The following is a 20,097-nucleotide window of genomic DNA, read 5'->3' as shown; positions in this document are numbered from 1 at the left end:
CTTTGACCGGGCCGAGTGATGCGAGTTGAATGCCTTTGATGCGGGGAATTCGGGCGTTCCTGCGGCAACCGCCGGCGAGTTGGGCGACTCTGCGGCTCCTGCCAGGCGTGAGCCGTCCCTTGACCGCCGCCTGGGCGGTGCGCGCGCTTCTTGGCGGTCTTCTCACACCCGCGTTCTTCATCGTGACCGGCCGTCTCGTGGAGACAGTTCCCCAAGTCGCGCGCGACGGATTCGCGTCGGCTCCCGGCCGGCGCATGATCATGCTGCTCGTGCTCGCCGCCGCGCTCTTTGTCGCAAGTCAGGTGATCGAGCAGGCCGGAACTCTCCTCGGACTTGTCCTCGGTCGCCGGCTCGACATCCATTTGCGAGAGCGCGTGATGCGCGCGCTCCTGCGCCCCACCGGCATCTCGCATCTTGAGGATCCGGCGCTCTTGGACGAGGTGTCGCTCGCGCGCGGCGTCGGCCCCGGCGACTTCACTCCGGGCGGAGCAGTCTCCGGATTCGGCGAGATCATTGCGCGTTACGTGACGGGCGGGGCCAGCGCGATCCTGGTCGCGCGTTCTTGGTGGTGGCTCGCGGTCTTGCTCGTCGCCGGTCACGTGATCACACGGCGTCGCCTCCGCGCCGACATCTCGAAGATCGTGGACGTCGCCATCGGGCGCACCGACTCGCTTCGGCGCGCATCCTATTTCCGGGATCTCGCGCTCGGACCCGGCGCCGCAAAGGAACTGCGCATCTTCGGGCTGCGCGCGTGGGTCGGCGACCGATTCCGGCAGCACTGGCTGAGCGCGATGGGCGAAGTTTGGAGGGAGCGATCCGGGGGTTACGCCGCGTACGCGTGGTGCATGGCGTTGATGGGGCTGCTTCACACGATCGCCTTCGGCGTGATCGCGCACGCGGCGATCCAAGGCGACATCGGCATCGGGACGATCGCGGTGCTTTCGCAGGCGATCATGGGGATGTTCGTCCTCGGAAACCCCTCCAATGCCGACCTCGACGTCGCGATCGGGGTCGCCGCGGTGCCGCATGCGCTTGCACTCGAATCGCGCCTCGCCGGCGAGGCGACCACGTGCCGCGACGCGGAAGCCGCGTGCGCGACGGGTGAAATGCCGCTCCGCGACATCACGTTCGCCGGCATCGGGTTCCGCTACCCCGGGCAGAATGCCGACGTGTACCGGGAACTGGATCTTGTTGTTCCTGCCGGGAAGTCCCTCGCGATCGTCGGACCGAACGGTGCCGGAAAGACGACGCTCGTAAAGCTCCTCGCGCGCCTGTACGAGCCGTCGGCCGGGCGCATCTCGATAGACGGCGTCGACCTGCGCGATCTCGACGCGCGCGAGTGGCGCCGGCGGATCGCCGTGATCTTCCAGGACTTCGTCCAGTACGCGCTGAGCGCGCGCGACAACGTCGGGTGGGGCGCGATCGAGCGCGCCGACGATCTCGAACTGGTGCGCGCGGCCGCGAGACGCGTGGGGATCGCCGAGGCGATCGAGGCTCTGCCGAAGGGTTGGGACACGGTCTTGTCGCGACAGTTCACCGACGGGGCGGACCTGTCGGGCGGTCAGTGGCAACGCGTGGCGCTCGCTCGCGCGCTCTTCGCCGTCTCCGGCGGTGCGAGTGTGCTCGTTCTCGACGAACCCACAGCGAACCTCGACGTGCGCGCCGAGGCCGAGCTGTTCGACCAGTTCCTCGACCTCACGCGCGGCCTGACGACGATCCTGGTCTCGCACCGCTTCTCCACCGTGCGGCGCGCCGATCGGATCGCCGTGCTCGAGCACGGTCGCGTAACCGAACAAGGGACGCACGACGAGTTGATAGCGCGCGACGGCGCCTACGCGCGCATGTTTCGCCTACAGGCCGGGCGATTCAGCGACACGCCGGCCGCGGAGCCGTCGGAGGCCGGGGCATGAGCGCGTTCACACCGAAGGTGCGATGGACGCGCAGCGCGCGCGTCGTTCTCTCCGCCGCGTTTCGCGCGGCGCCGGGGCGCACGATCGCCGTGCTGGTCTTGTCGATCCCCGGTCCGATCGGGAACGCGGTCTTCGCTTGGTGGACCAAGGTTCTCATCGACGCCGCGCTCGGAAAGGACCTCGGCCGCGCGCTCTGGGTCGCCGTCGCGATCGGCGTCACGCTTGCGATCACCTACACGTGTTCGTTGTCGAGTTTCCTCCTGAGCACGGGTCTCCAGGAACGAACCGATCTGTGGATCGACGCCCACCTGATCGAGCTGTCGGCTGCGGTTCCCGGCATCGAACACCACGAGCGCCCCGAGTACCTCGACCAGATCTCCATGCTGCGCGGCGCGCGCGCGGTGCTCACCCAGGCGATCAACTCCATCGTGCAGAGCATCGGGGCGGTCATGCAAGTCATTGCGACCGTCGGGCTGCTTGCCTCACTGCATCCGGCCCTTGCGCTCGTTCCGCTGTTCGCTCTCCCTTCGGTGTGGACGACCGCGCGTGCCCAGCGCATCCTCATGGCCGAAGAGGAGCGGTTCGCCGAGCCCCGGCGCGGGATCGCGCATATGTTCTCCCTGGCGACGACCGCGCCGCCCGCCAAGGAGATGCGCATCTTCGGCATCGGTGACGAGGTCGTGCGTCGTTACTCCACGCTTGCCGCGGACAGCAACCGGGTCGAAACGCGCGCACGCGTGCGCGCCTCCGGGCTGGAGGCGCTCGGATGGTCGATCTTCGGGCTCGGGTACGCGGGGGCGATTGCCTTCGTCGTCTCGCTCGCCGTCCACCACGACCCGCGCATCACCATCGGAGGCATCGTGCTCGCGATCCAGCTCGCCGGACAGGTCAACGGCGAGGTTACCGGAGTGGTCCACATGACGGGATTCCTCATGTACACAATGCGAGCGGCGGCGCGCTACGTGTGGCTCATCGATTACGCGAAGGAGCACCGTCCCAGCGCGCACGCGCCGGTTCCCATTCGCATCGCCCGCGGCATCGACCTCGAAAACCTCTCGTTCCGATACCCCGGGACCGATATCGACATCCTGCGCGACGTCGATCTGCACATCCCGTTGGGAGCAACACTGGCGATCGTCGGAGAGAACGGCGCCGGGAAGACGACGCTGGTGAAGCTCCTCTGCCGCTTCTACGAGCCCACGTCGGGCCGGATCACGCTCGACGGAACCGACATCGGTGAGTTCGACGTCGAACAGTGGCGCGCGCGCATGTCGAGCGCCTTCCAGGACTTTGCGCGCTTCGAGCTGGTCGCGCGCGAAGTCGTCGGCGTTGGAGATCTTGCGCGCGTCGAGGACACCGGTGCCGTCGAGACTGCTCTCACGCGCGCCTCGGCGTGCGACGTCGTCGCATCTCTCCCCAAGGGTCTGGAGTCACAACTCGGCAAGTCGTTCGACGATGGAGTTGATCTTTCCGGCGGCCAGTGGCAGAAGCTCGCACTCGGCCGCGCGATGATGCGCGAGGACCCTTTGGTGCTCGTGCTTGACGAGCCGACCGCCGCACTTGACGCCGACACCGAGCACGCGTTGTTCGAGCGCTACGCCGCGGCGGCCCGCCGCGCCGCGAGTGACACCGGCGCGATCACGGTTCTCGTCTCGCACCGGTTCTCGACCGTGCGCATGGCCGACCTCATCGTTGTCGTCGAGAACGGCCGCATCAGCCAAGCAGGATCGCACGAGGATCTGGTCGCGCGCGGCGGGACCTACGCCGAGTTGTACGAGATCCAGGCGCGCGCGTACCGCTGAACTACTTCCCCGCCGGACCAGCCAGCTCGCGCGCGCCCACCGCAAAGTACGCGAACCTAGCGTGGTCGCCCCACTTGAGGGCTCGGAGGAATGGCCTGCCGCGCGCGCACTCGCGAAGACGAGTGCGCTCACGGCGAGGCATTGGAGGGGTCGAGGCGCGCGCGCGGTGGGAGCGCACCGCGTTCGGCACCGGCGCACAATAGCTCGCCGGCCTCGTGCGCAAGAACATCGCATAAACCCTCGGCGACTCGATCGTTACCGAGTGTTCACCGCCCGTAAACAAGTCGTTACTGCGACGACACATGAGATCGCTAGCGTGAGCGTCATCCAACGAAGGAGTCCGGATGGCGAGCATCGACGCAACGACCCAACCGCTGTGGCGGCAGAAGACCGACCTCGAGCGCGTAAAGCGCGAAGGTCTCGACGCGGACCTGGAGAGGCTCGAACGTGAGGGCTATGAGTCGCTGACGGCCGAGGAGTTCTACCGTCTCAAGCTGTCCGGCGTGTGCAGCCAGCGCACCGCGGGCCTCCACATGATCCGCATCCGCGTCCCCGGAGGCAGGCTGACGGCGCCGCAACTTCGCGGAATGCGCCGGATTTCCCACGAGTTCGCCGACGGCGAGGCGCACATCACCACGCGCCAGAGCCTCGAGCTGCACTCGGTGCCGAGCCGCCTCGTGCGCGGCGCGCTCGGCGAGATCTCCGGTCTCGGATTATCCACGCGCTCCACTTGCGGGCACACGGTCCGCAACATCGTGGCATGCACGCACTCCGGCGTCGCCGCAGACGCGGTCTTCGACACGTGGCCGACGGTGCTCGCCCTCGACGACTTCTTCCTCGCGCGCGCCGGGCGCAACAACGCGCGTCTGCCGCGCCGTGTGAACATCTCGGTCGCCGGCTGCCACACGTGTATGCCGCACGCGCAGACGAGCGACATCGGGTTCACGGCGGTACGGCTGGGCTCCGAGGACGGATTCCAGCTCTGGTGCGCCGGCTCTCATCGGCCTGCTGCGGTCCTTCGTCGAGGGACGCGAACCCCACGAGGACTTCGCCGACTTCCTCGCGCGCCGGGAGGACGTTGCGCGCGCGGCGGCCCTCGAACCCGCGGCCCCGTAGCGGTCGCGCGCCATGTTGCCGCTCAACCACGGCGGAGTTCGTCGTGTCTGGATTGCTCGCGCGGCAAGCGTGCAGGGCACATCCTGGGATGCTCCGACCGCCTGTCCCGGACGGCCGGTCAAGGACGTCTTTGCCCGCGCGGTCGAAGAAAATGAAAGACCCCCGGGGATTCCCGGGGATCGTGGTGCGTTGTGTGCTGCGTTGCGAATTCCTGGCTTCCGCTTGCTTGCTAGAATCGGCGCCGCTGCCGGAGTAGCTCAGGGGTAGAGCATTCGATTCGTAATCGAATGGCCGGGGGTTCGAATCCCCCCTCCGGCTCTAACCTGCTTCGGTCAGTGCTTCCGCGACGACCCGCTGCGCAGCCCCGCGACGGAACATGTCGAGCCGCTCCTTCTCCGTGATGCCGCCCCAAACGCCGTAGCGCTCGCGGTTCGACAGGGAGTAGACGAGGCAAGACTCCTGGACGCCGCAGATGGTGCAAATCTCTTTGGCTCTCCACGCGTCCTCTTCCGAAACCGGGAAGAAGACTTCCGGTTCAACCCCACGGCATAAACCGTCCTTTTGCCACTCAAAGCGAACATCATCCACTTGTGAACTCCTTCTCGAATGCTCGCAGAAGTTTAACAGGTCACTTGCTGGAGTTAAACGACCGGGCGAGGATTCTTTTCGCTATGGACCTTTGTGATTGGGGCATTTCGGAAGTCGGTTCTGCGGTGCGCGCCCCCGTTTCGATATCCGACCTTTGTCGGCGGAACCTCGGGGGGCCTGTGTTACGATTCCGCGGCCATGATCCGTCTCGGCCGCTTGGTTCGCGCAATGATCGTTGCCGGTGGACTGACGCTGCTGGTCGCGGTGCCGTCGTATGCGGCCAATCCGATCGCACCCAAACCCGCTCCTAAAGGCGGGCTCTGTGCTCCGTGGCATGTTTGTGTGGCGGAAGCCTCGATTGCGGTTCTGGGGCTGTACTTGCTGTTCACGGCAGGGATGTACTTGTTCCAGCGGCGAGGATTCGACACGGTGGAGCACAGACAAGGTCATCCGGAAGGTGTTCCGGTTAAGCGTGAGGGCTGAGCCCCGGCAGGGCGGTTTCTATTGACTCGTTCATCGGATCTAATCGACTGGGACTTGGCCGCGCGCGTCGGCGGCAGGGTAGGCGGCAGCGGGCCGTCGACGACGGCAGGGTTCAGGCGGCAGGCCCGGGAGGACTTCATCGAGTTCACTCGTCTATCGGATCGACTCGTTCGCGACTTCACCGGTCTGAGTCCTGCAGTTGAGTCGATCGACCCGATCGTGCTGAGCCGCGGCGCGTGGATCCGCGCAAACCTGGACGGATTCAGCGAGTTGCTTGCTCCGGTCACCGAACGCCTTGCCGCCGCTGCAGGGCCATCGGCCGTCACCCGCCGCCTGACGCGCGCCGCGGTCGGCCTGCAGATCGGACTCCTTCTGGGGTATCTGTCGCAAAAGGTCCTCGGGCAGTACGACCTTGTCCTGACGACCGAGGGCGCCGGGAAGGTCTACTACGTCGGTCCCAACATCGTCGAGGCCGAACAGCGCCTTGCGCTGGCGCCGCGGGACTTTCGACTGTGGATCGCGCTTCACGAAGTGACCCATCGCACGCAGTTCACCGCGGTGCCGTGGCTGCGCGCGCGCGTCAAGGGCCTCGTCGAGCGCTCATTTGCCGCGATGGATCTCGACAGCGCGCGCATGCGACGACTGGTCGAGCGCGGCAAGGAATTGCTTCTCTCCGGCCCGCAAGGGTGGCGCGCGGCGAACGTGATGAACCTGCTGCTCTCCGATGAGCAGCGCGGCGTGCTGGCCGAGATGCAGGCGTTGATGTGCATCGTCGAAGGGCACGGAACGTTCGTGATGAATCGCTTGGGTGAATCCCAGATCCCGAGTTACGCGCACATGAAGGGCGCGCTCGAAGCGCGTCGCCGCAGTACCTCGAGTCCTGAGAGGGTCTTCCAGCGCGCGATCGGACTAGACATGAAGTACGAGCAGTACGTCCTTGGAGAGAAGTTCTGCAATGAGGTTGCGGATCGCGCGGGAACGAGCGCGGTGAATCGCGTTTGGGAAGCAGACGGTGACAACATGCCGAGCCTTGAGGAGATGCGCGATCCCGAGGCGTGGCTCGTGAGAACCGGCGCGTAGAGGATCTCGTGGCGGAGGCGCGCACGGTGGGTGAGTTCGTGGCCCGCGTGCGCCGCACCATCGACGACCGGGAGTTGCTCTCCGGAGGCGAGCGAGTCTTGGTTGCGGTTTCCGGGGGCCCTGATTCGCTTTCTCTTCTACACGCGCTGATCCGTCTCGCGCCGGTGTACCGGCTGGAACTGCATGTCGCGCACTTCGACCACCGGCTTCGCGAAGGCTCCTCAGCCGACGCGCGCTTCGTGGTTCGTCACGCGCGCCGCTTGGGGCTCCCGGTGACCGCCGGCGTGGCCGACTCGACGGAGCGGTTGCGCGGGCGCTCCCCGGAGGAGGCCTCCCGCATTCGCCGCAGTAGCTTTTTGCACGAGGTAGCGCGCGAAATCGGAGCGACGCGGATCGCCACCGGCCACACGCTCGACGATCAGGCCGAGACCGTCGTGATGAATGCGTTTGCCGGCGCCGGTCGGCGCGGCTTGTCGGGAATCCCGCCGCGCCGTTGGTGGTACGTGCGTCCGCTTATCGACGTGCGACGCGACGACGTCGAGGCCTTCTGTCGGGCGCTGCGCTTGCGGCCGCGAATGGATCCCACGAACGACACCGACGATTTCCTTCGAAACGTGGTCCGGCACCGCGTGCTGCCGATGCTTTCTGGAACTTTGGACGCCCGCGTGGCCGAGTCGCTGGCGCGCGCCGCCGACGTGCTGCGGGATGAGGATCGGTACCTCGACGGCGCCGCGGCCGCTGCCGCCGGGGTCGAACCCGGACCCGACGGAGGTCGGGTACGGATCGAGCGGCTTCGCGAGATTCCCCCCGCGCTGCAACGGCGGGCGGTTCGCTTGCTGGCGCGCGCCGGGAACGCAACCCTGACGGCCGAGCAGACCGAGGCTGTGCGCGCGCTCGCGCTCGACGGCCGGACCGGCGCGCGCCTGGATCTGCCCGGCCGGTTGAGTGCGCTCGTCGAGTATGGTGTCCTGGTCGTCGGCCCGTCCCCCTCTCCGTCCTCGCCGCGCGCCGCAGCCGGCTTAGAGGTCCCGGGTCGCACGGATCTGACGGCTTGGGGGCTGCACGCCCGGGCCGTGCTCGGCGAAGATCGTCCGGAGCGGTGGCCGGACGGACTGGTGGCATGCGTGTTCGACGCGGACCGAGTTACCTTCCCTCTGCGCGTGAGGCGATGGCGTTCCGGCGACCGGTTCCGGCCGATCGGGATGACGAGCGCGAAGAAGGTCGGAGACTTCTTCACAGATGAAAAGGTGCCGGGGGGTCGGCGCGCGGAAGTTCCATTGGTCGTCGATGATCAAGGCGTGATCTTGTGGGTCGTCGGGCACCGGATGGACGATCGCGCGAAGGTGACCGAACAAACGCGACGGTTCTTGTGGCTGTCGGTCGAGGAGGACTGAAGTGACCGAGGTGAATCCGGACGTCGAGTCCGTGGTGCTGACCGAGGACGAGATCCAAGTCAAGGTCGCCGAGTTGGGCAAGCGGATTTCAGAGGACTACCGTGACGCCGACCTGTTGCTGGTCGGCGTGCTCAAGGGCGCCTTCGTGCTCATGGCTGATCTGTCTCGTGCCATCACGGTTCCCGCGGAGTTCGACTTCATGGCCGTGTCCAGTTACGGATCCTCCACTCGGACCAGCGGCGTCGTTCGGATCCTCAAGGACCTCGATCTGGACATCGGCGGGCGCAACGTCGTAATCGTCGAAGACATCGTGGATTCCGGGCTCACACTGTCCTATTTGCTCAGCAACCTGCGCGGTCGTGGCCCGAGGTCTTTGGAGATCTGTGCGCTCATGACCAAGCCGGATGTTCAGGAAGTCGCACTCGATATCCGTTACCACGGGTTCGCAATGCCCCCGCAGTTCGTGGTTGGCTATGGGCTCGACTATCTGCAGCGCTACCGAAATCTGCCATACGTCGGTACACTCAAGCCGCACGCCTACGAGGAGTGATCGGTGGCCAGAACGTTTCGGGCAATGCTCACAATGGCGACTCAAGCCAATACGACCTACGGGAGGATCGCTCTCGATGAGCAGGTCGTGGCGGATCTCGGGCTTCGCCCGGGGGAATCGGTGCGCGCCAGCTTGCGCGGGACCGACTTCACCGGGAAGGTTCACGGGTCGCTCAAGGCACCTGCGCTCCTGGTTCCTCTCGACGTGATCAAGGGGCTCGGGCTGCGGGACGGACAGGGCGTTCGCCTTACGGTTCTCGGACGTCCGTAGCGGGTCTGCGACGGCTCTTGGACACCCCGGGCATGTTCGCGGTTTCCGGCGCGTTGACCCGTCCGGACAAGTAAAGTTTCACGGAGAGAGATAAGAACTAATGCCATCCTTCGGAACCGGACGCAAGCCGTCGAGCAAGTCGCCGCTGTCGCGCTGGCTTCGCGGCCCGGGCGTCTACGTCGTCGTACTGCTCCTTTTGTTGATCGTGGTCATGAACAGTTTTTCCGGAAAGACGACCACGGTTGATCTGACCTTCAGCGAGTTCCTGCAGCGGGTCAAGGCCGGGGACGTGCGCAACGCGGAGTTCTTCGCTCGCGACGATCGCGTCCAAGGCAAGCTTGCCGACGGTCGTAGCTACCGCGCGACGTTCCTGGCGGACTACGGCGACGAACTCGTCGACGAGCTGCGCGACGCGAACGTTTCCATCAAGGTGGACGCGCAAGGCGGGAACGCGCTGCTGACGACGCTGTTCAACTTCCTGCCTTTCCTGTTGATCGTGGGCTTCTTCTTCTGGATCATGAACAGCTCGCAGGCCGGTGGGAACCGGGTCATGAGCTTCGGCAAGACTCGCGCGAAGCAGGTTTCCAAGGAAGCCCCGAAGGTGACCTTCAAAGACGTCGCCGGCGTGGATGAGGCCGTCGAGGAACTGGTGGAGATCAAGGAGTTCCTCCAGAGCCCGGCGAAGTTCCAGGCGGTCGGCGCGAAGATCCCCAAGGGTGTCCTGCTGTACGGACCGCCCGGGTCGGGCAAGACTTTGCTGGCGCGCGCCGTCGCGGGCGAAGCCGGCGTGCCGTTCTTCTCCATCTCGGGGTCGGACTTCGTCGAGATGTTCGTCGGAGTCGGGGCTGCGCGAGTGCGCGACTTGTTCGAGCAGGCCAAGCAGGCGGCGCCGGCGATCGTGTTCGTGGACGAGATCGATGCCGTCGGCCGCCAGCGTGGTGCCGGACTCGGCGGCGGCCACGACGAGCGCGAGCAGACTCTAAACCAACTTCTCGTTGAGATGGACGGCTTCGATGTTCGTACCGGGGTCATCCTGATCGCGGCGACCAACCGACCCGACATCCTGGACCCCGCGCTCCTGCGCCCGGGGCGCTTTGACCGTCAGATCGTGATCGACCGACCCGATCTCCGAGGGCGCACGGCGATCCTGAACGTCCACGCGCGCGGCAAGCCCCTTGCCGAGGGGATCGAACTGGAGATCCTTGCGCGCCGGACACCGGGATTCACCGGAGCCGATCTGGCAAATGTCGTGAACGAAGCGGCTCTTTTGACGGCCCGGCGCGGCAACAAGGAGATCACGATGGCCGAGCTGGAGGAGGCTATCGATCGCGTCGTTGCCGGACCGGAGCGTCGCAGTCGCGTCATCAGCGATAAAGAGAAGCGGGTTATCGCCTACCACGAGGGAGGCCACGCGCTCGTAGGCCACGCGCTCCCGAACGCCGATCCCGTCCACAAGATCTCGATCATTCCTCGCGGTCGCGCGCTCGGCTACACCCTGTCGCTGCCGACCGAGGACCGTTTCTTGATTACCCGCAGCGAGCTGATCGACGAGTTGGCGATGTTCCTCGGCGGTCGCGTTGCTGAGGAGTTGGTCTTTGAGGACCCGACGACCGGGGCTCAGGACGACATCAACCGTGCGACAAAGGTCGCGCGCCAGATGGTGACCGAGTACGGCATGAGTACGCGGCTTGGTCCGATGGCGCTGGGGCAGGCGCAGGAGCAGGTGTTTCTTGGGCGCGACTTCGCGGCGCACCCGGACTACTCGGACGCCGTCGCCTTTGAGATCGACAAGGAGATCCGCCGCTTGCTCGACGAGGCCTACGCCGAGGCTCGCGAGATCCTCGTGCAGTACCGGGATGTGCTCGACAACATCGTCGAGGGGCTGCTCGAACACGAAACCGTCGAGAAGGACGAACTGACTCGCCTCCTTGAGGGAGTTCAGAAGCGGCCGCCGCGCGATGCCGACGGCAATCGCGGCCGCGTGTCCGGAAGCCGGCCTCAGGCCCCGGCGGCTCCGATTCACCGCACGCAGGCGGACCCGGGTTCGTCCGGCGGGACCAAGTAGCACCCCACGGACGTAGACTTGCGGCAATGACTTTCGAACCCCGCCTTGTCGTTTCGGCTTCCGAAGCGCACGCGGAAGCACGCGGCGCGGCGACGGTCGATGCCGACAAGATCGCGCGCGGCGTACGACTGATTCTTGAGGGAATCGGCGAGAACCCCGAACGCGCCGGGCTCGCCGACACGCCCGGCCGTGTTGCCGAGTCCTACGGTGAGTTGTTCTCCGGTTACGCGGTTGATCCCGTGTCGCTGTTGCAGCCGCTGGCCTCCGAGACCGCGCGCGGATTGGTGATGGTTCACTCGATTCCTCTTGTGTCTATTTGCGAGCACCACTTGTTGCCGTTCACCGGAACCGCCGCGGTCGCGTACCTGCCCGGCCCCGATGGACGCATCACCGGGTTGTCCAAGATCGCGCGCCTGATGGAAGTTCTGTCGCGGCGCCTGCAAGTTCAAGAGCGATTGGTGCGCGAGGCTGCCGACGCTCTGGAAGCGGCGCTCACGCCGGCCGGCGTCTTCGTTTTGGTCGAAGCAGAGCACTTGTGCATGACCATCCGCGGCGCGCGCGCGCCCGGATCGGTCACCGTCACCACCGAAGCCCGCGGCGTCTTCGAGCACGACACCGGCGCGCGCGCCGAGTTGGCCGCGCTGGCGCGCGCCGGGCGGTAAGCCGTGCCCGTGCGCGCGCGAGTCCTCGCTTCCTTCGAGCCGCTTCGCGTCCTCTCCGGAGTCGGTTCGTTCCTGCCTCGGGATCTGCAGGGAATCAGGCAGGCCGTCGACCGACTGGGCGTGACCGAGTGGGCGGTGATGGTTGAGAATCTCGCGCTTCCCACCGAGGCCGAATCCGAGCTGACGGCGGCCGGCGTGCGCTGTGTGCGTATCGGCGACGCACTCGTGGTGCTCGCGACCAACCTCGACGATCCCCCATGGACGCCGCGCGTTCCGGATGTCTACACAGCGCTCAAGAAAGCACTGAGCGCACACAACGCCCCTGCCCTCAACCTAGTTTGGGGTGGACGAGTTCTTCCGCTGTCGCAGCGCGCGCACATCATGGGGATCGTCAACGTCACGCCGGACTCGTTCAGTGACGGCGGGAGGTTCTTCGATGCCGCCGCCGCCGTCGAGCACGGGCTCGCGCTCGTCGAAGAGGGCGCCGATTTGCTCGACGTGGGGGGCGAATCCACCCGACCTGGTGCCGACCCAGTGGACGCGCGCGACGAGGCGGCCAGGGTGGTTCCGGTCATCGAGGCGCTCGCGGCCAAGACCGGCGTCCCGATCAGCGTGGACACCACCAAAGCGTCGGTCGCCGCCGCCGCCTTGGATGCAGGCGCCTCGATCGTGAACGACGTCTCGGCCGGGCGCGCCGATCCCGAGATGTTTTCGCTCGTTGCCGATCGCCGCGTGCCGATCGTGCTGATGCACATGCTGGGAGATCCGCGAACGATGCAGCGAGATCCCACCTACCGCGACGTCGTCGGCGAGGTGTACGGGTTCCTCGCCGACCGCGCCGACGCGGCGGTTGCCGCCGGAGTCGATCCCGCGCGAATCCTGATCGATCCGGGCTTCGGGTTCGGAAAGACGCGCGAGCACAACCTGGTGCTTTTGCGGCGCCTGCGTGAGTTCCGGTGTCTGGGGTATCCGGTCCTTGCCGGGACTTCGCGGAAGTCATTCATCGGGCAGACCTTGGACGTCGGAGTGGATGAGCGGACTGAGGGAACCGCGGCGACTGTAGCCATGGCCGTGGTGGCCGGCGCCGCGGTGATTCGCGTCCACGATGTCCTGCCGATGCGCCGCGTGGCAGGTATGGTGGAAGCGATCCTGAGAGCGAGTGCCGGCGAAGCCGGCCGACGGGAGACGTGATGGACGGGTCCGACCTGATCGAGGTACGCGGCCTGAAGCTGCGAGGGCACATCGGCGTCACGCCGGAAGAGCGCGCGCAGGAACAGCCGTTGGTTGTGAGCATCGCCGCCCGCATGGACACGCGCGCGGCGGCGGCAACCGATGATCTGCGTGCGACCCTGGACTACGAGGAACTCGTTCGCCGGATCGCCAAGATCGTCTCCAGCGAGGAGTACTCGCTCGTCGAGACGCTCGCGGATCGCATCGCGCGCACTGTCCTGGAACACGTCTTTGTCGAAGACGTGTGGGTGCGCGTCGCCAAGCCGCAGGCGCCTCTGGCCGAGGAAGTCGACGAGGTAGCCGTGGAGATCACGCGGTCGCGTGAGGACCTCGGTCCGATCCGTTGACCGTCGCCTACCTTGGGCTCGGAGCCAACCTCGGTGACCGTCGTGCCACGCTGAACGCGGCCGTCGAAGCGCTCGACTGGGGAAAGGTTCGCGTCATCGCGCGCTCGGCCGTGTACCAGACCGATCCCGTCGGCGGCCCGGAAGGCCAGCCCGCGTTTCTCAACCAAGTCGTCGCGGTGGAGTCGAGCCTGAGCGCGCGCGAGTTGTGGGAGCGCTGCGTCGGGATCGAAACCGCCCTGGGGCGAGTACGGGCCGGTGAGGAACGATGGGGCCCGCGCGCCATCGACATCGACTTGTTGTTGGTCGGCGAGGAGGTTGTTGCCGACGAAGACCTGATCATTCCCCACCCGCGAATGCACGGGCGCGCGTTCGTGCTCGTGCCGTTGGTGGAGATCGCACCCCACGCCGTAATCCCCGGCCACGGCAGCGCGCGCGCGCTGCTGCAGGGAATCTCGACGACAGGTGTGCGCCGGCTCGACGGGTAGGTCCGCTGTTGATGGACGAAAGAGACACTTGAAGTTACCGTCGCGCCCGAGGTTCAGACATCGTCCTCGGGTTCGCCATCCGGCGCCCCTCGCGGCCGCGAGCCTCGTGTCTTTGGGCATGTGGCGGGGGGATAGACATGAGGCTCAAGCGAGCACTGCGACGGAACTCGACCCGAACCGCAGCGATTCGAAGCAAGACGCGTCGGCTCGGCGAGAAGACTCTCGGAGTCATCGAGGGTGCTCCCGAATCCGATTACGAGTGGAGAGTGAACGCTGACCACGGCAACTTCTGGGGTGCCGGCAAGCAGCCGCCGCCGGGCGTCGTTACCGAGGAGGCGGCATTCAACATCTGCTATGAGAGACGGGAACATCAGCCCTCGAACAAGTCGGGATCATGCGGATAGCGAAAGGCAGGAGGGGCCTCGCGGTCGCCCTTGGCTTCGCGCTGGTTGCCTCGGGCTGCCAGGCCAACACCAGGCTCCCCACGATCGACCTCACTCAACAGCGTTTCACCCGCGAAGACAGCAGGGTCAATCAACTCGACTGGGCCGAGGGACCTCAACCACCCTTGACCAAGGTGTGGTCATACGACGCCAACGAGAGCCTGGGGCAACCCTTCGCCGCTTCGGGGCGCGTAGTCGCGTCTTCGATGCACCAGACGTATGCCTTCGACAACGCCGGGCGGCTTGCATGGGCGTTTCGTCCTCCCCGTGACCACAACCACGACGGCGTGCGGCCGTCTGTGCCCTACGTTTTTGGTGGTCAGGTCATGGTTGCGTATGTGCGTGACGAGGAGGTCACGATACGTGCGATGGGTCTGCAGGATGGGAAGCTTCGGTGGACCTTCACGCGACCCGCGCCGCAGGGACTTGCAACATTTCTTTGGGCCTGCGCAGGAGAGTCGCTCATCCTGAGCGTCGGGTTCCCGTCGCTGTCGGACCGAGGTGGGCGACTTCCCAATGTGTGGCGCGTTGGTCTGGATGGGTCGGAGATCTGGGGCAAGCATTTCAACGGGACGCACCTCAACTTTGTCAGCCGGGGCGATCTGCTCGCGGTGGGTTCCGACGCAGGCGTCGACATGATCGGCGTCAAGGATGGGGCACTGCGCTGGCGCCACAAGGGGCCCCAAATCGATACGTCGGACTTCGACGCCTTCGCGTTTGCTGGAGAGGGTCTAGTAGTTGGGGAGAACCAGGACACCGGGGAGTTGGTTCTGCTCGTGTTCGATCCGAAGACGGGTCGGGTCCTCGCGCGGCGCGCGGTAAACCCCGGCGCCTCCGACGAAGGCAATCTCTATGCCTACGCCCCGGGGAGGCTCTACACGTACGATCCCGTTGAAGGTCGCTTTCGTCGTTGGACCACGGCGGGGTTGCAGAAGGGCCGGATGTCGCAGGCGGTCCCGTTCACCCACTTTCTCTTGATCGACCCGACGGACGACGACCCGGTCCGCGGCTACTACAGCGACGACGAGAAGGAGCTGGTGTTTCTTTCGAAGTCGCGCGTGATTTGGAAAGCCCCGCTACCCCCGACGGGCTTCCTCGACGATCTCTTCAACGACTACCCGGCGGGCGGGATTGCCGCCACAGGCAGCGGTGTCTTCGTCACGACGACCTCCGGCTGGATCTTCGCTTTCGCGCCGACCTCGTTGATTCGGCGCTGACGGGGTTCTCTACCAGATGGGAGCGAGGTACTACGACGCGTCGATCGGGCGCTTCGTTTCACGCGACCCGGCGGACGCCGATGCGTCGGAGAGTTCCTATGTGTATGCGCGCGCTCATAGCGTGCCCGCGTTCCTTGAGGGTGCTCGGTTATCGTGCGGGCAGTCTCGTGCAGGTGAACCCGTCGAGCCCGTTGTATTTCATCGGAGTGAACACCACTGATTTCGCGAAGGGGCAGAAGCGCGCGATCTTCAACGGCGCCGGCGGGACCGCCTTCAAGTGCTACTACTTCGACCAGAAGGCGATCCTTTCCACACCGAAAGACGTCGTGCTGTCCGGCACGCCGACCGGGTCGACGCTGACGTGTCCGTAAAGAACGCAGCGCTGGTCGCGGTGCTCGCGCTGAGCGCCGCGACGACGGGCGCGCGCGCCGGGGGCGTCAGCCCCGGCTCGACGGCGCTCGTGTCGGTCGCGTGGGATGGAACGCAAGCCCGCGGCTGGGCCGACGAGGTGTCGATCTCGGCCGACGGCCGCTTCGTCGCGTTCAGCTCCGACGGCGACGACATCGCGAGCGGTGACTCGAACGAAACGTCCGACGTGTTCGTACGCGACACCGCGACGAACATGACACGGCTGGTGTCGGTCGCGCCGTTCGGGCGCGCCGGGGACGGCCAGAGCTGGATGCCGTGGATCTCGGCGAACGGCCGGTACGTCGCGTTCGTCTCCGTCGCATCCGACCTCGTCGCGTCACAGCCGCCGGACGGGATCAACGTGTTCGTGCGCGATCTCGAAACCCGCGTGACCACGCTGGAATCGCATGCGGTGGGCGTGAGCCTGCGGCCCGCGTTGTCCGCGGACGGGCGCTTCCTTTCGTACGAGTCGAACGGCGGCCGCATCTACGTGCGCGACCGGAAGCTGGGAACGACGGAAGTCGTGTCCGGCGCCCCGGCGGGCGGCGCGGCCAACGACGCCGCGATCGGTCCGGCGCCGCTGTCGTCGGACGGGCGGTACGTCGCATTCGGGTCCGCCGCGTCCAATCTCGTCAGCGGAGACACGAACGACGCCTATGACGTCTTCGTGCGCGATCGGAAGTTCGGCGTGACGTCGCGCGTCTCGGTCGGCTCGGGCGGCGCGCAGGGGAATTCGCACAGCCTGGAGCCGAGCATGTCGTCGTTGGGCGACCGCATCGCGTTTTCGTCGGACGCGTCGAACCTCGTCGCCGGCGACGCGAACGGCACGTCGGACGTCTTCGTCCGCGACGTTCCATCCGGACGCACGACGCTCGTATCCGCCAACGTCGCCGGGCTGCAGGGCGACTGGATCAGCGGGCGCCCGTCGATCGATCCGACGGGCGCGTCGGTGGCGTTTCGCTCGAAGGCAGGCAATCTGACGCTGCGGCCGGGAAACGGTTGGTCTCAGATCTTCGTTCGCGATCTCGCGGCCGGGACGATCGAGATGATCTCGGTCGACGACTTCGGCAACCCGGGTGACGCGAATAGCGGCATGTCCGCGACCTCGACGGGCGGTCGCTTCGTGGCGTTCGATTCGCTCGCCGGTAACCTCGTCGCTGGGGGAGAAGGTGAGACGTCGAATGCGTTCGTACGCGACAGGGCGGGTCCGTGTCAGGTTCCGGTCTGCCCCATTCCGAATCTGTAGCTCAGCACTCGCCCTTGCGTGCGTTGCTTGCGCGGGCGCGAGCCCGACGTTGCAACCGACGCCCCCCGCGCACGCGCCGAGCAGTGCAACGGCGGCCCCGGCGCGCCGCTCTCCTCTGGGCGCGATCTCTCCCCGCGCGACTCGCCCTCGAACCGGCCTCGTCCTGGGTTCCGTCACCGCGCAAATGGGCAACTGCATGCCGGCTCCCGACGACACCCCGACCTCGTGTAGGGACGAGCGCGTCGTCCGCCGGGTGCTCGCGTACGCGCCGCCGCTGCGATCCAGCGACTTCGACGGAGTCCGCTACGAAGGCACGCGCCGTCCCGCGCGAACGACGACGTCGCGTTCCGACGGCACGTACAAACTGGTGCTTACCGCCGGCCTCTACACGATTCTCGTCGAGGAAGAAGGCACTCCTACGCTCGGTGCGCAATGCGAGAAGGGCACCTTCTGCGTTCACGCACGCGTCAGGGCCGGCGCCACAACGCGTGTCGACCTTGGGGTCGACGAGGCCGCGTACTAAGTCGTCGCGCCGGTCCTCGCGCAGCGGCGCCCCGCCAAACCGGCTCGTCCGGTTCCTCGGCTCTCCTCGGGCGCGGATGTTGGCTTCGAGCCGGGTACGATCATTACGCCGTCTGAGGACAAACTCTGGTTTGTTACCTCCGATGGAGGCGACTTGATGGTGCCTACTCTCGTTGGTGTGTGTTGGAGGAAGGCGCTGCAACATGTGGGCCTCCGACGGCCTCGGACGTTTCATTTCGCGCGACCCGGCGGACGCCGATGCGTCGGAGAGTTCCTATGTGTATGCGGGGGACAACCCGACAACCTACGGGGACCCGACTGGCGCCTACAAGACGACGGTCTTGATGCACGGCATGGGCGTAAGCCTCGAGCAGGCACCGAGCTACTACATGCCTTTCGAGAAGGCAGTGAAGCGCGAGATCGTAGGGTCATACCGAGGCAGGCCGGAGGAGTTCCACGAGTACGACACGCGTGTGCCATCATGGCCCCGTCTCGTGAAGGACTTCGGGCGACGAAGCACATGGGAGTGGTGGAAGGCCGATGCGTCGGGCCTTCGAAACGGCTGTCGCACCCTTCATGGCAAGCGTCCCTGGCAGGCGTGCAACGTCGTGGGCCATTCGTACGGCGGCCTAGATGCGGCCTTCGCCGCGAACTCCGGGGCGGCGATCGATTATCTGCACACGATGGCCTCGCCGACCGTGGGACTGGTTTACGGCGGTACCTGGTTCCGCAACGGCGCGCCCAGACCCCGGTTCGACTGGTGGGAGAACTTCAGAGAGTACGGGAAGACCCCCACCGAAGGGTGGGGGCCAATCCTCCGTCGGCTCGGTGAGAAGACGCTCGGAGCCATCGAGGGTGCTCCCGAATCCAATTCCGAGTGGAGAGTGAACGCTAACCACGGGGAATTCTGGGGTGCCAACAAGCAGCCGCCGCTGGGCATCGTTACCGAGGAGGCGGCATTCAACATCTGCTATGAGAGATGGGTACATCAGCCCTCGAACAAGTCGGGATCATGCGGATAGCGAAAGGCAGGAGGGGCCTCGCGGTCGCCCTTGGCTTCGCGCTGGTTGCCTCGGGCTGCCAGGCCAACACCAAGCCCCCCGCGATCGATCTCACTCCAGAGCGCTTCACATACGAGGACGGCACCATCGGTGAGCTCGACTGGGCCGAGGGACCTCAACCACCCTTGACCCAGGTGTGGTCATACGACGCCAACGACGCCCTGGGGCAACCCGTGGCCGCTTCGGGGCGCGTGCTCGTGTCTTCCCTGCACCAGACGTACGCGTTCGATAACGCTGGGCGGCTCGTGTGGGAGTACAGACCGCCTCGTGACCACAACCACGATGGCGTCGCACCGTCCGTGCCGTACATCATCGGCGATCTAGTCCTGATCTCGTACGTGCGTGACGGAGAAGTCACCATGCGCGCAATGGGTGTTCAGGACGGCGTGCTGCGTTGGGCATTTGTCCGACCTGCGGCTGACGCACTGGCTGCGTACGTCCGCGCAGTTGGGGACTCGGTCATCCTAAGCCTTTCGTTCTCATCCCTCTCGAATCGCGGTGGCCCCCTGCCCAACACCTGGCGGGTTGGCCTCGACGGGTCGGCGATCTGGAGCAAGCATGTCAGTGGAGAGAACCTCAACTTCGTGCGGCTGGGGCAACGACTCGCCGTGAGTTCGGACGCTGGCGTAGACATGGTCAGTGTGGAAGACGGATCCCTGCTGTGGCGACACAGAGGGAGCGAGAAGGATGTCTCGGGTGGGTTCAGTGCGATCCGGTTCACGCAGAGAGCTCTGGTGGTAGGCGAGGATCAGACGGATGGCACCTTCGTGCTGCACGTACTAGATCCGGAATCGGGCCGCGACATGTCGAGACGAGTCGTCAATCCGGGATTCAGTGACGAAGCCGCCAGCACGTTTGCGGCGGGGAGGCTCTACACGTTCGATTCCATGCACGGGCGCTTCCGCCGATGGACTATTGATGGGCTGAAGAAGGGAACGCTTTCGCAGGCGGTCCCGTTCACCCACTATCTCTTGATCGACCCGACGGACGACGACCCGGTCCGCGGCTACTACAGCGACGACGAGAAGGAGCTGGTGTTTCTTTCGAAGTCGCGCGTGATTTGGAAAGCCCCGCTACCCCCGACGGGCTTTCTCGACGATCTCTTCAACGACTACCCGGCGGGCGGGATTGCCGCCACAGGCAGCGGTGTCTTCGTCACGACGACCTCCGGCTGGATCTTCGCTTTCGCGCCGACCTCGTTGATTCGGCGCTGACGGG

Annotated in this window: 21 protein-coding genes and 1 tRNA gene; 21 read left to right on the top strand and 1 reads right to left on the bottom strand. The window is 66.0% G+C overall.

The annotated features are described in order from the left end of the window. Positions 1 to 38: 38 nt before the first annotated feature. The 4 genes from WDA27_10850 to WDA27_10835 all read left to right on the top strand — a co-directional run bounded on the left by WDA27_10850 (position 39) and on the right by WDA27_10835 (position 5,146). Complete coding sequence (locus WDA27_10850) at positions 39 to 1,910, top strand: ABC transporter ATP-binding protein (GenBank protein MFA5891425.1); 1,872 nt, start codon at positions 39 to 41, stop codon at positions 1,908 to 1,910. Then, complete coding sequence (locus tag WDA27_10845) at positions 1,907 to 3,712, top strand: ABC transporter ATP-binding protein (protein ID MFA5891424.1); 1,806 nt, start codon at positions 1,907 to 1,909, stop codon at positions 3,710 to 3,712. The genes WDA27_10850 and WDA27_10845 overlap by 4 nt, the downstream gene beginning before the upstream one ends. Positions 3,713 to 4,056: 344 nt before the next feature. After that, a complete protein-coding gene (locus WDA27_10840; protein MFA5891423.1) occupies positions 4,057 to 4,983 on the top strand; it encodes a hypothetical protein in 927 nt (308 codons plus the stop codon). 91 nt (positions 4,984 to 5,074) lie between these two features. Then, positions 5,075 to 5,146 (top strand) — tRNA-Thr (locus tag WDA27_10835). On the opposite strand, the gene WDA27_10830 is transcribed toward WDA27_10835, so the two are convergent. After that, a complete protein-coding gene (locus WDA27_10830; GenBank protein ID MFA5891422.1) occupies positions 5,147 to 5,416 on the bottom strand; it encodes a WhiB family transcriptional regulator in 270 nt (89 codons plus the stop codon). A gap of 198 nt (positions 5,417 to 5,614) precedes the next feature. On the opposite strand from WDA27_10830, the gene WDA27_10825 reads away from it, so the two are divergent. The 17 genes from WDA27_10825 to WDA27_10745 all read left to right on the top strand — a co-directional run bounded on the left by WDA27_10825 (position 5,615) and on the right by WDA27_10745 (position 20,093). After that, positions 5,615 to 5,899 (top strand): hypothetical protein, encoded by a 285-nt coding sequence (locus tag WDA27_10825; protein ID MFA5891421.1) that lies wholly within the window; start codon positions 5,615 to 5,617, stop codon positions 5,897 to 5,899. A gap of 21 nt (positions 5,900 to 5,920) precedes the next feature. Then, the gene (locus WDA27_10820) at positions 5,921 to 6,979 is read left to right on the top strand and encodes a zinc-dependent metalloprotease (GenBank protein ID MFA5891420.1); all 1,059 of its coding nucleotides are present in this window, start codon (positions 5,921 to 5,923) and stop codon (positions 6,977 to 6,979) included. Then, positions 6,955 to 8,373 (top strand): tRNA lysidine(34) synthetase TilS, encoded by a 1,419-nt coding sequence (gene tilS, locus WDA27_10815; GenBank protein ID MFA5891419.1) that lies wholly within the window; start codon positions 6,955 to 6,957, stop codon positions 8,371 to 8,373. Before WDA27_10820 ends, tilS begins: the two co-directional genes overlap by 25 nt. A 10-nt stretch (positions 8,374 to 8,383) precedes the next feature. Next, positions 8,384 to 8,923, top strand: a complete 540-nt coding sequence (gene hpt / locus WDA27_10810) for a hypoxanthine phosphoribosyltransferase (GenBank protein ID MFA5891418.1) — start codon at positions 8,384 to 8,386, stop codon at positions 8,921 to 8,923. A 3-nt stretch (positions 8,924 to 8,926) separates the two neighbouring features. Further along, the gene (locus tag WDA27_10805) at positions 8,927 to 9,193 is read left to right on the top strand and encodes a hypothetical protein (protein MFA5891417.1); all 267 of its coding nucleotides are present in this window, start codon (positions 8,927 to 8,929) and stop codon (positions 9,191 to 9,193) included. 100 nt (positions 9,194 to 9,293) lie between these two features. Beyond that, positions 9,294 to 11,258, top strand: coding sequence for an ATP-dependent zinc metalloprotease FtsH (gene ftsH / locus WDA27_10800; GenBank protein MFA5891416.1), 1,965 nt, complete (start codon positions 9,294 to 9,296; stop codon positions 11,256 to 11,258). A gap of 26 nt (positions 11,259 to 11,284) precedes the next feature. Continuing rightward, positions 11,285 to 11,920, top strand: coding sequence for a GTP cyclohydrolase I FolE (folE, locus tag WDA27_10795; protein MFA5891415.1), 636 nt, complete (start codon positions 11,285 to 11,287; stop codon positions 11,918 to 11,920). 9 nt (positions 11,921 to 11,929) lie between these two features. Next, positions 11,930 to 13,111 carry a dihydropteroate synthase gene (folP, locus tag WDA27_10790; GenBank protein MFA5891414.1) on the top strand — a complete coding sequence of 394 codons (1,182 nt, stop codon included), beginning with the start codon at positions 11,930 to 11,932 and terminating at the stop codon, positions 13,109 to 13,111. Beyond that, complete coding sequence (gene folB / locus WDA27_10785) at positions 13,111 to 13,497, top strand: dihydroneopterin aldolase (protein MFA5891413.1); 387 nt, start codon at positions 13,111 to 13,113, stop codon at positions 13,495 to 13,497. The genes folP and folB overlap by 1 nt, the downstream gene beginning before the upstream one ends. Beyond that, entirely contained in the window at positions 13,494 to 13,982 is a 489-nt protein-coding gene (gene folK / locus WDA27_10780) for a 2-amino-4-hydroxy-6-hydroxymethyldihydropteridine diphosphokinase (GenBank protein ID MFA5891412.1), read from the top strand. The genes folB and folK overlap by 4 nt, the downstream gene beginning before the upstream one ends. Positions 13,983 to 14,119: 137 nt before the next feature. Next, positions 14,120 to 14,386 carry a hypothetical protein gene (locus WDA27_10775; protein ID MFA5891411.1) on the top strand — a complete coding sequence of 89 codons (267 nt, stop codon included), beginning with the start codon at positions 14,120 to 14,122 and terminating at the stop codon, positions 14,384 to 14,386. Next, positions 14,377 to 15,642, top strand: a complete 1,266-nt coding sequence (locus tag WDA27_10770) for a PQQ-binding-like beta-propeller repeat protein (GenBank protein MFA5891410.1) — start codon at positions 14,377 to 14,379, stop codon at positions 15,640 to 15,642. Before WDA27_10775 ends, WDA27_10770 begins: the two co-directional genes overlap by 10 nt. 104 nt (positions 15,643 to 15,746) lie before the next feature. Then, a complete protein-coding gene (locus WDA27_10765; protein MFA5891409.1) occupies positions 15,747 to 16,013 on the top strand; it encodes a hypothetical protein in 267 nt (88 codons plus the stop codon). Continuing rightward, a complete protein-coding gene (locus WDA27_10760; protein ID MFA5891408.1) occupies positions 16,004 to 17,296 on the top strand; it encodes a hypothetical protein in 1,293 nt (430 codons plus the stop codon). Before WDA27_10765 ends, WDA27_10760 begins: the two co-directional genes overlap by 10 nt. A 196-nt stretch (positions 17,297 to 17,492) precedes the next feature. Then, the gene (locus WDA27_10755; protein ID MFA5891407.1) at positions 17,493 to 17,819 is read left to right on the top strand and encodes a hypothetical protein; all 327 of its coding nucleotides are present in this window, start codon (positions 17,493 to 17,495) and stop codon (positions 17,817 to 17,819) included. 202 nt (positions 17,820 to 18,021) lie between these two features. Further along, a complete protein-coding gene (locus WDA27_10750; protein ID MFA5891406.1) occupies positions 18,022 to 18,840 on the top strand; it encodes a hypothetical protein in 819 nt (272 codons plus the stop codon). Then, positions 18,831 to 20,093 (top strand): PQQ-binding-like beta-propeller repeat protein, encoded by a 1,263-nt coding sequence (locus WDA27_10745; GenBank protein MFA5891405.1) that lies wholly within the window; start codon positions 18,831 to 18,833, stop codon positions 20,091 to 20,093. Before WDA27_10750 ends, WDA27_10745 begins: the two co-directional genes overlap by 10 nt. Positions 20,094 to 20,097 lie beyond the last annotated feature (4 nt).

This window comes from Actinomycetota bacterium (assembly GCA_041658565.1).
Classification (GTDB): Bacteria; Actinomycetota; AC-67; order AC-67; family AC-67; genus JBAZZY01.
Note: the sequence above shows the minus strand (reverse complement) of the source record. Positions and strands in the feature narration are given on the sequence as shown.

Bases quoted from the DNA above. Each gene is read 5' to 3' on its own strand.
- WDA27_10850 (MFA5891425.1), top strand. From the start codon at position 39: ATGCGGGGAATTCGGGCGTTCCTGCGGCAACCGCCGGCGAGTTGGGCG.
- WDA27_10845 (MFA5891424.1), top strand. From the start codon at position 1,907: ATGAGCGCGTTCACACCGAAGGTGCGATGGACGCGCAGCGCGCGCGTC.
- WDA27_10840 (MFA5891423.1), top strand. From the start codon at position 4,057: ATGGCGAGCATCGACGCAACGACCCAACCGCTGTGGCGGCAGAAGACC.
- WDA27_10825 (MFA5891421.1), top strand. From the start codon at position 5,615: ATGATCCGTCTCGGCCGCTTGGTTCGCGCAATGATCGTTGCCGGTGGA.
- ftsH (MFA5891416.1), top strand. From the start codon at position 9,294: ATGCCATCCTTCGGAACCGGACGCAAGCCGTCGAGCAAGTCGCCGCTG.
- folE (MFA5891415.1), top strand. From the start codon at position 11,285: ATGACTTTCGAACCCCGCCTTGTCGTTTCGGCTTCCGAAGCGCACGCG.
- folB (MFA5891413.1), top strand. From the start codon at position 13,111: ATGGACGGGTCCGACCTGATCGAGGTACGCGGCCTGAAGCTGCGAGGG.
- WDA27_10775 (MFA5891411.1), top strand. From the start codon at position 14,120: ATGAGGCTCAAGCGAGCACTGCGACGGAACTCGACCCGAACCGCAGCG.
- WDA27_10770 (MFA5891410.1), top strand. From the start codon at position 14,377: ATGCGGATAGCGAAAGGCAGGAGGGGCCTCGCGGTCGCCCTTGGCTTC.
- WDA27_10765 (MFA5891409.1), top strand. From the start codon at position 15,747: ATGCGCGCGCTCATAGCGTGCCCGCGTTCCTTGAGGGTGCTCGGTTAT.
- WDA27_10755 (MFA5891407.1), top strand. From the start codon at position 17,493: ATGCCGGCTCCCGACGACACCCCGACCTCGTGTAGGGACGAGCGCGTC.
- WDA27_10750 (MFA5891406.1), top strand. From the start codon at position 18,022: ATGTGGGCCTCCGACGGCCTCGGACGTTTCATTTCGCGCGACCCGGCG.
- WDA27_10745 (MFA5891405.1), top strand. From the start codon at position 18,831: ATGCGGATAGCGAAAGGCAGGAGGGGCCTCGCGGTCGCCCTTGGCTTC.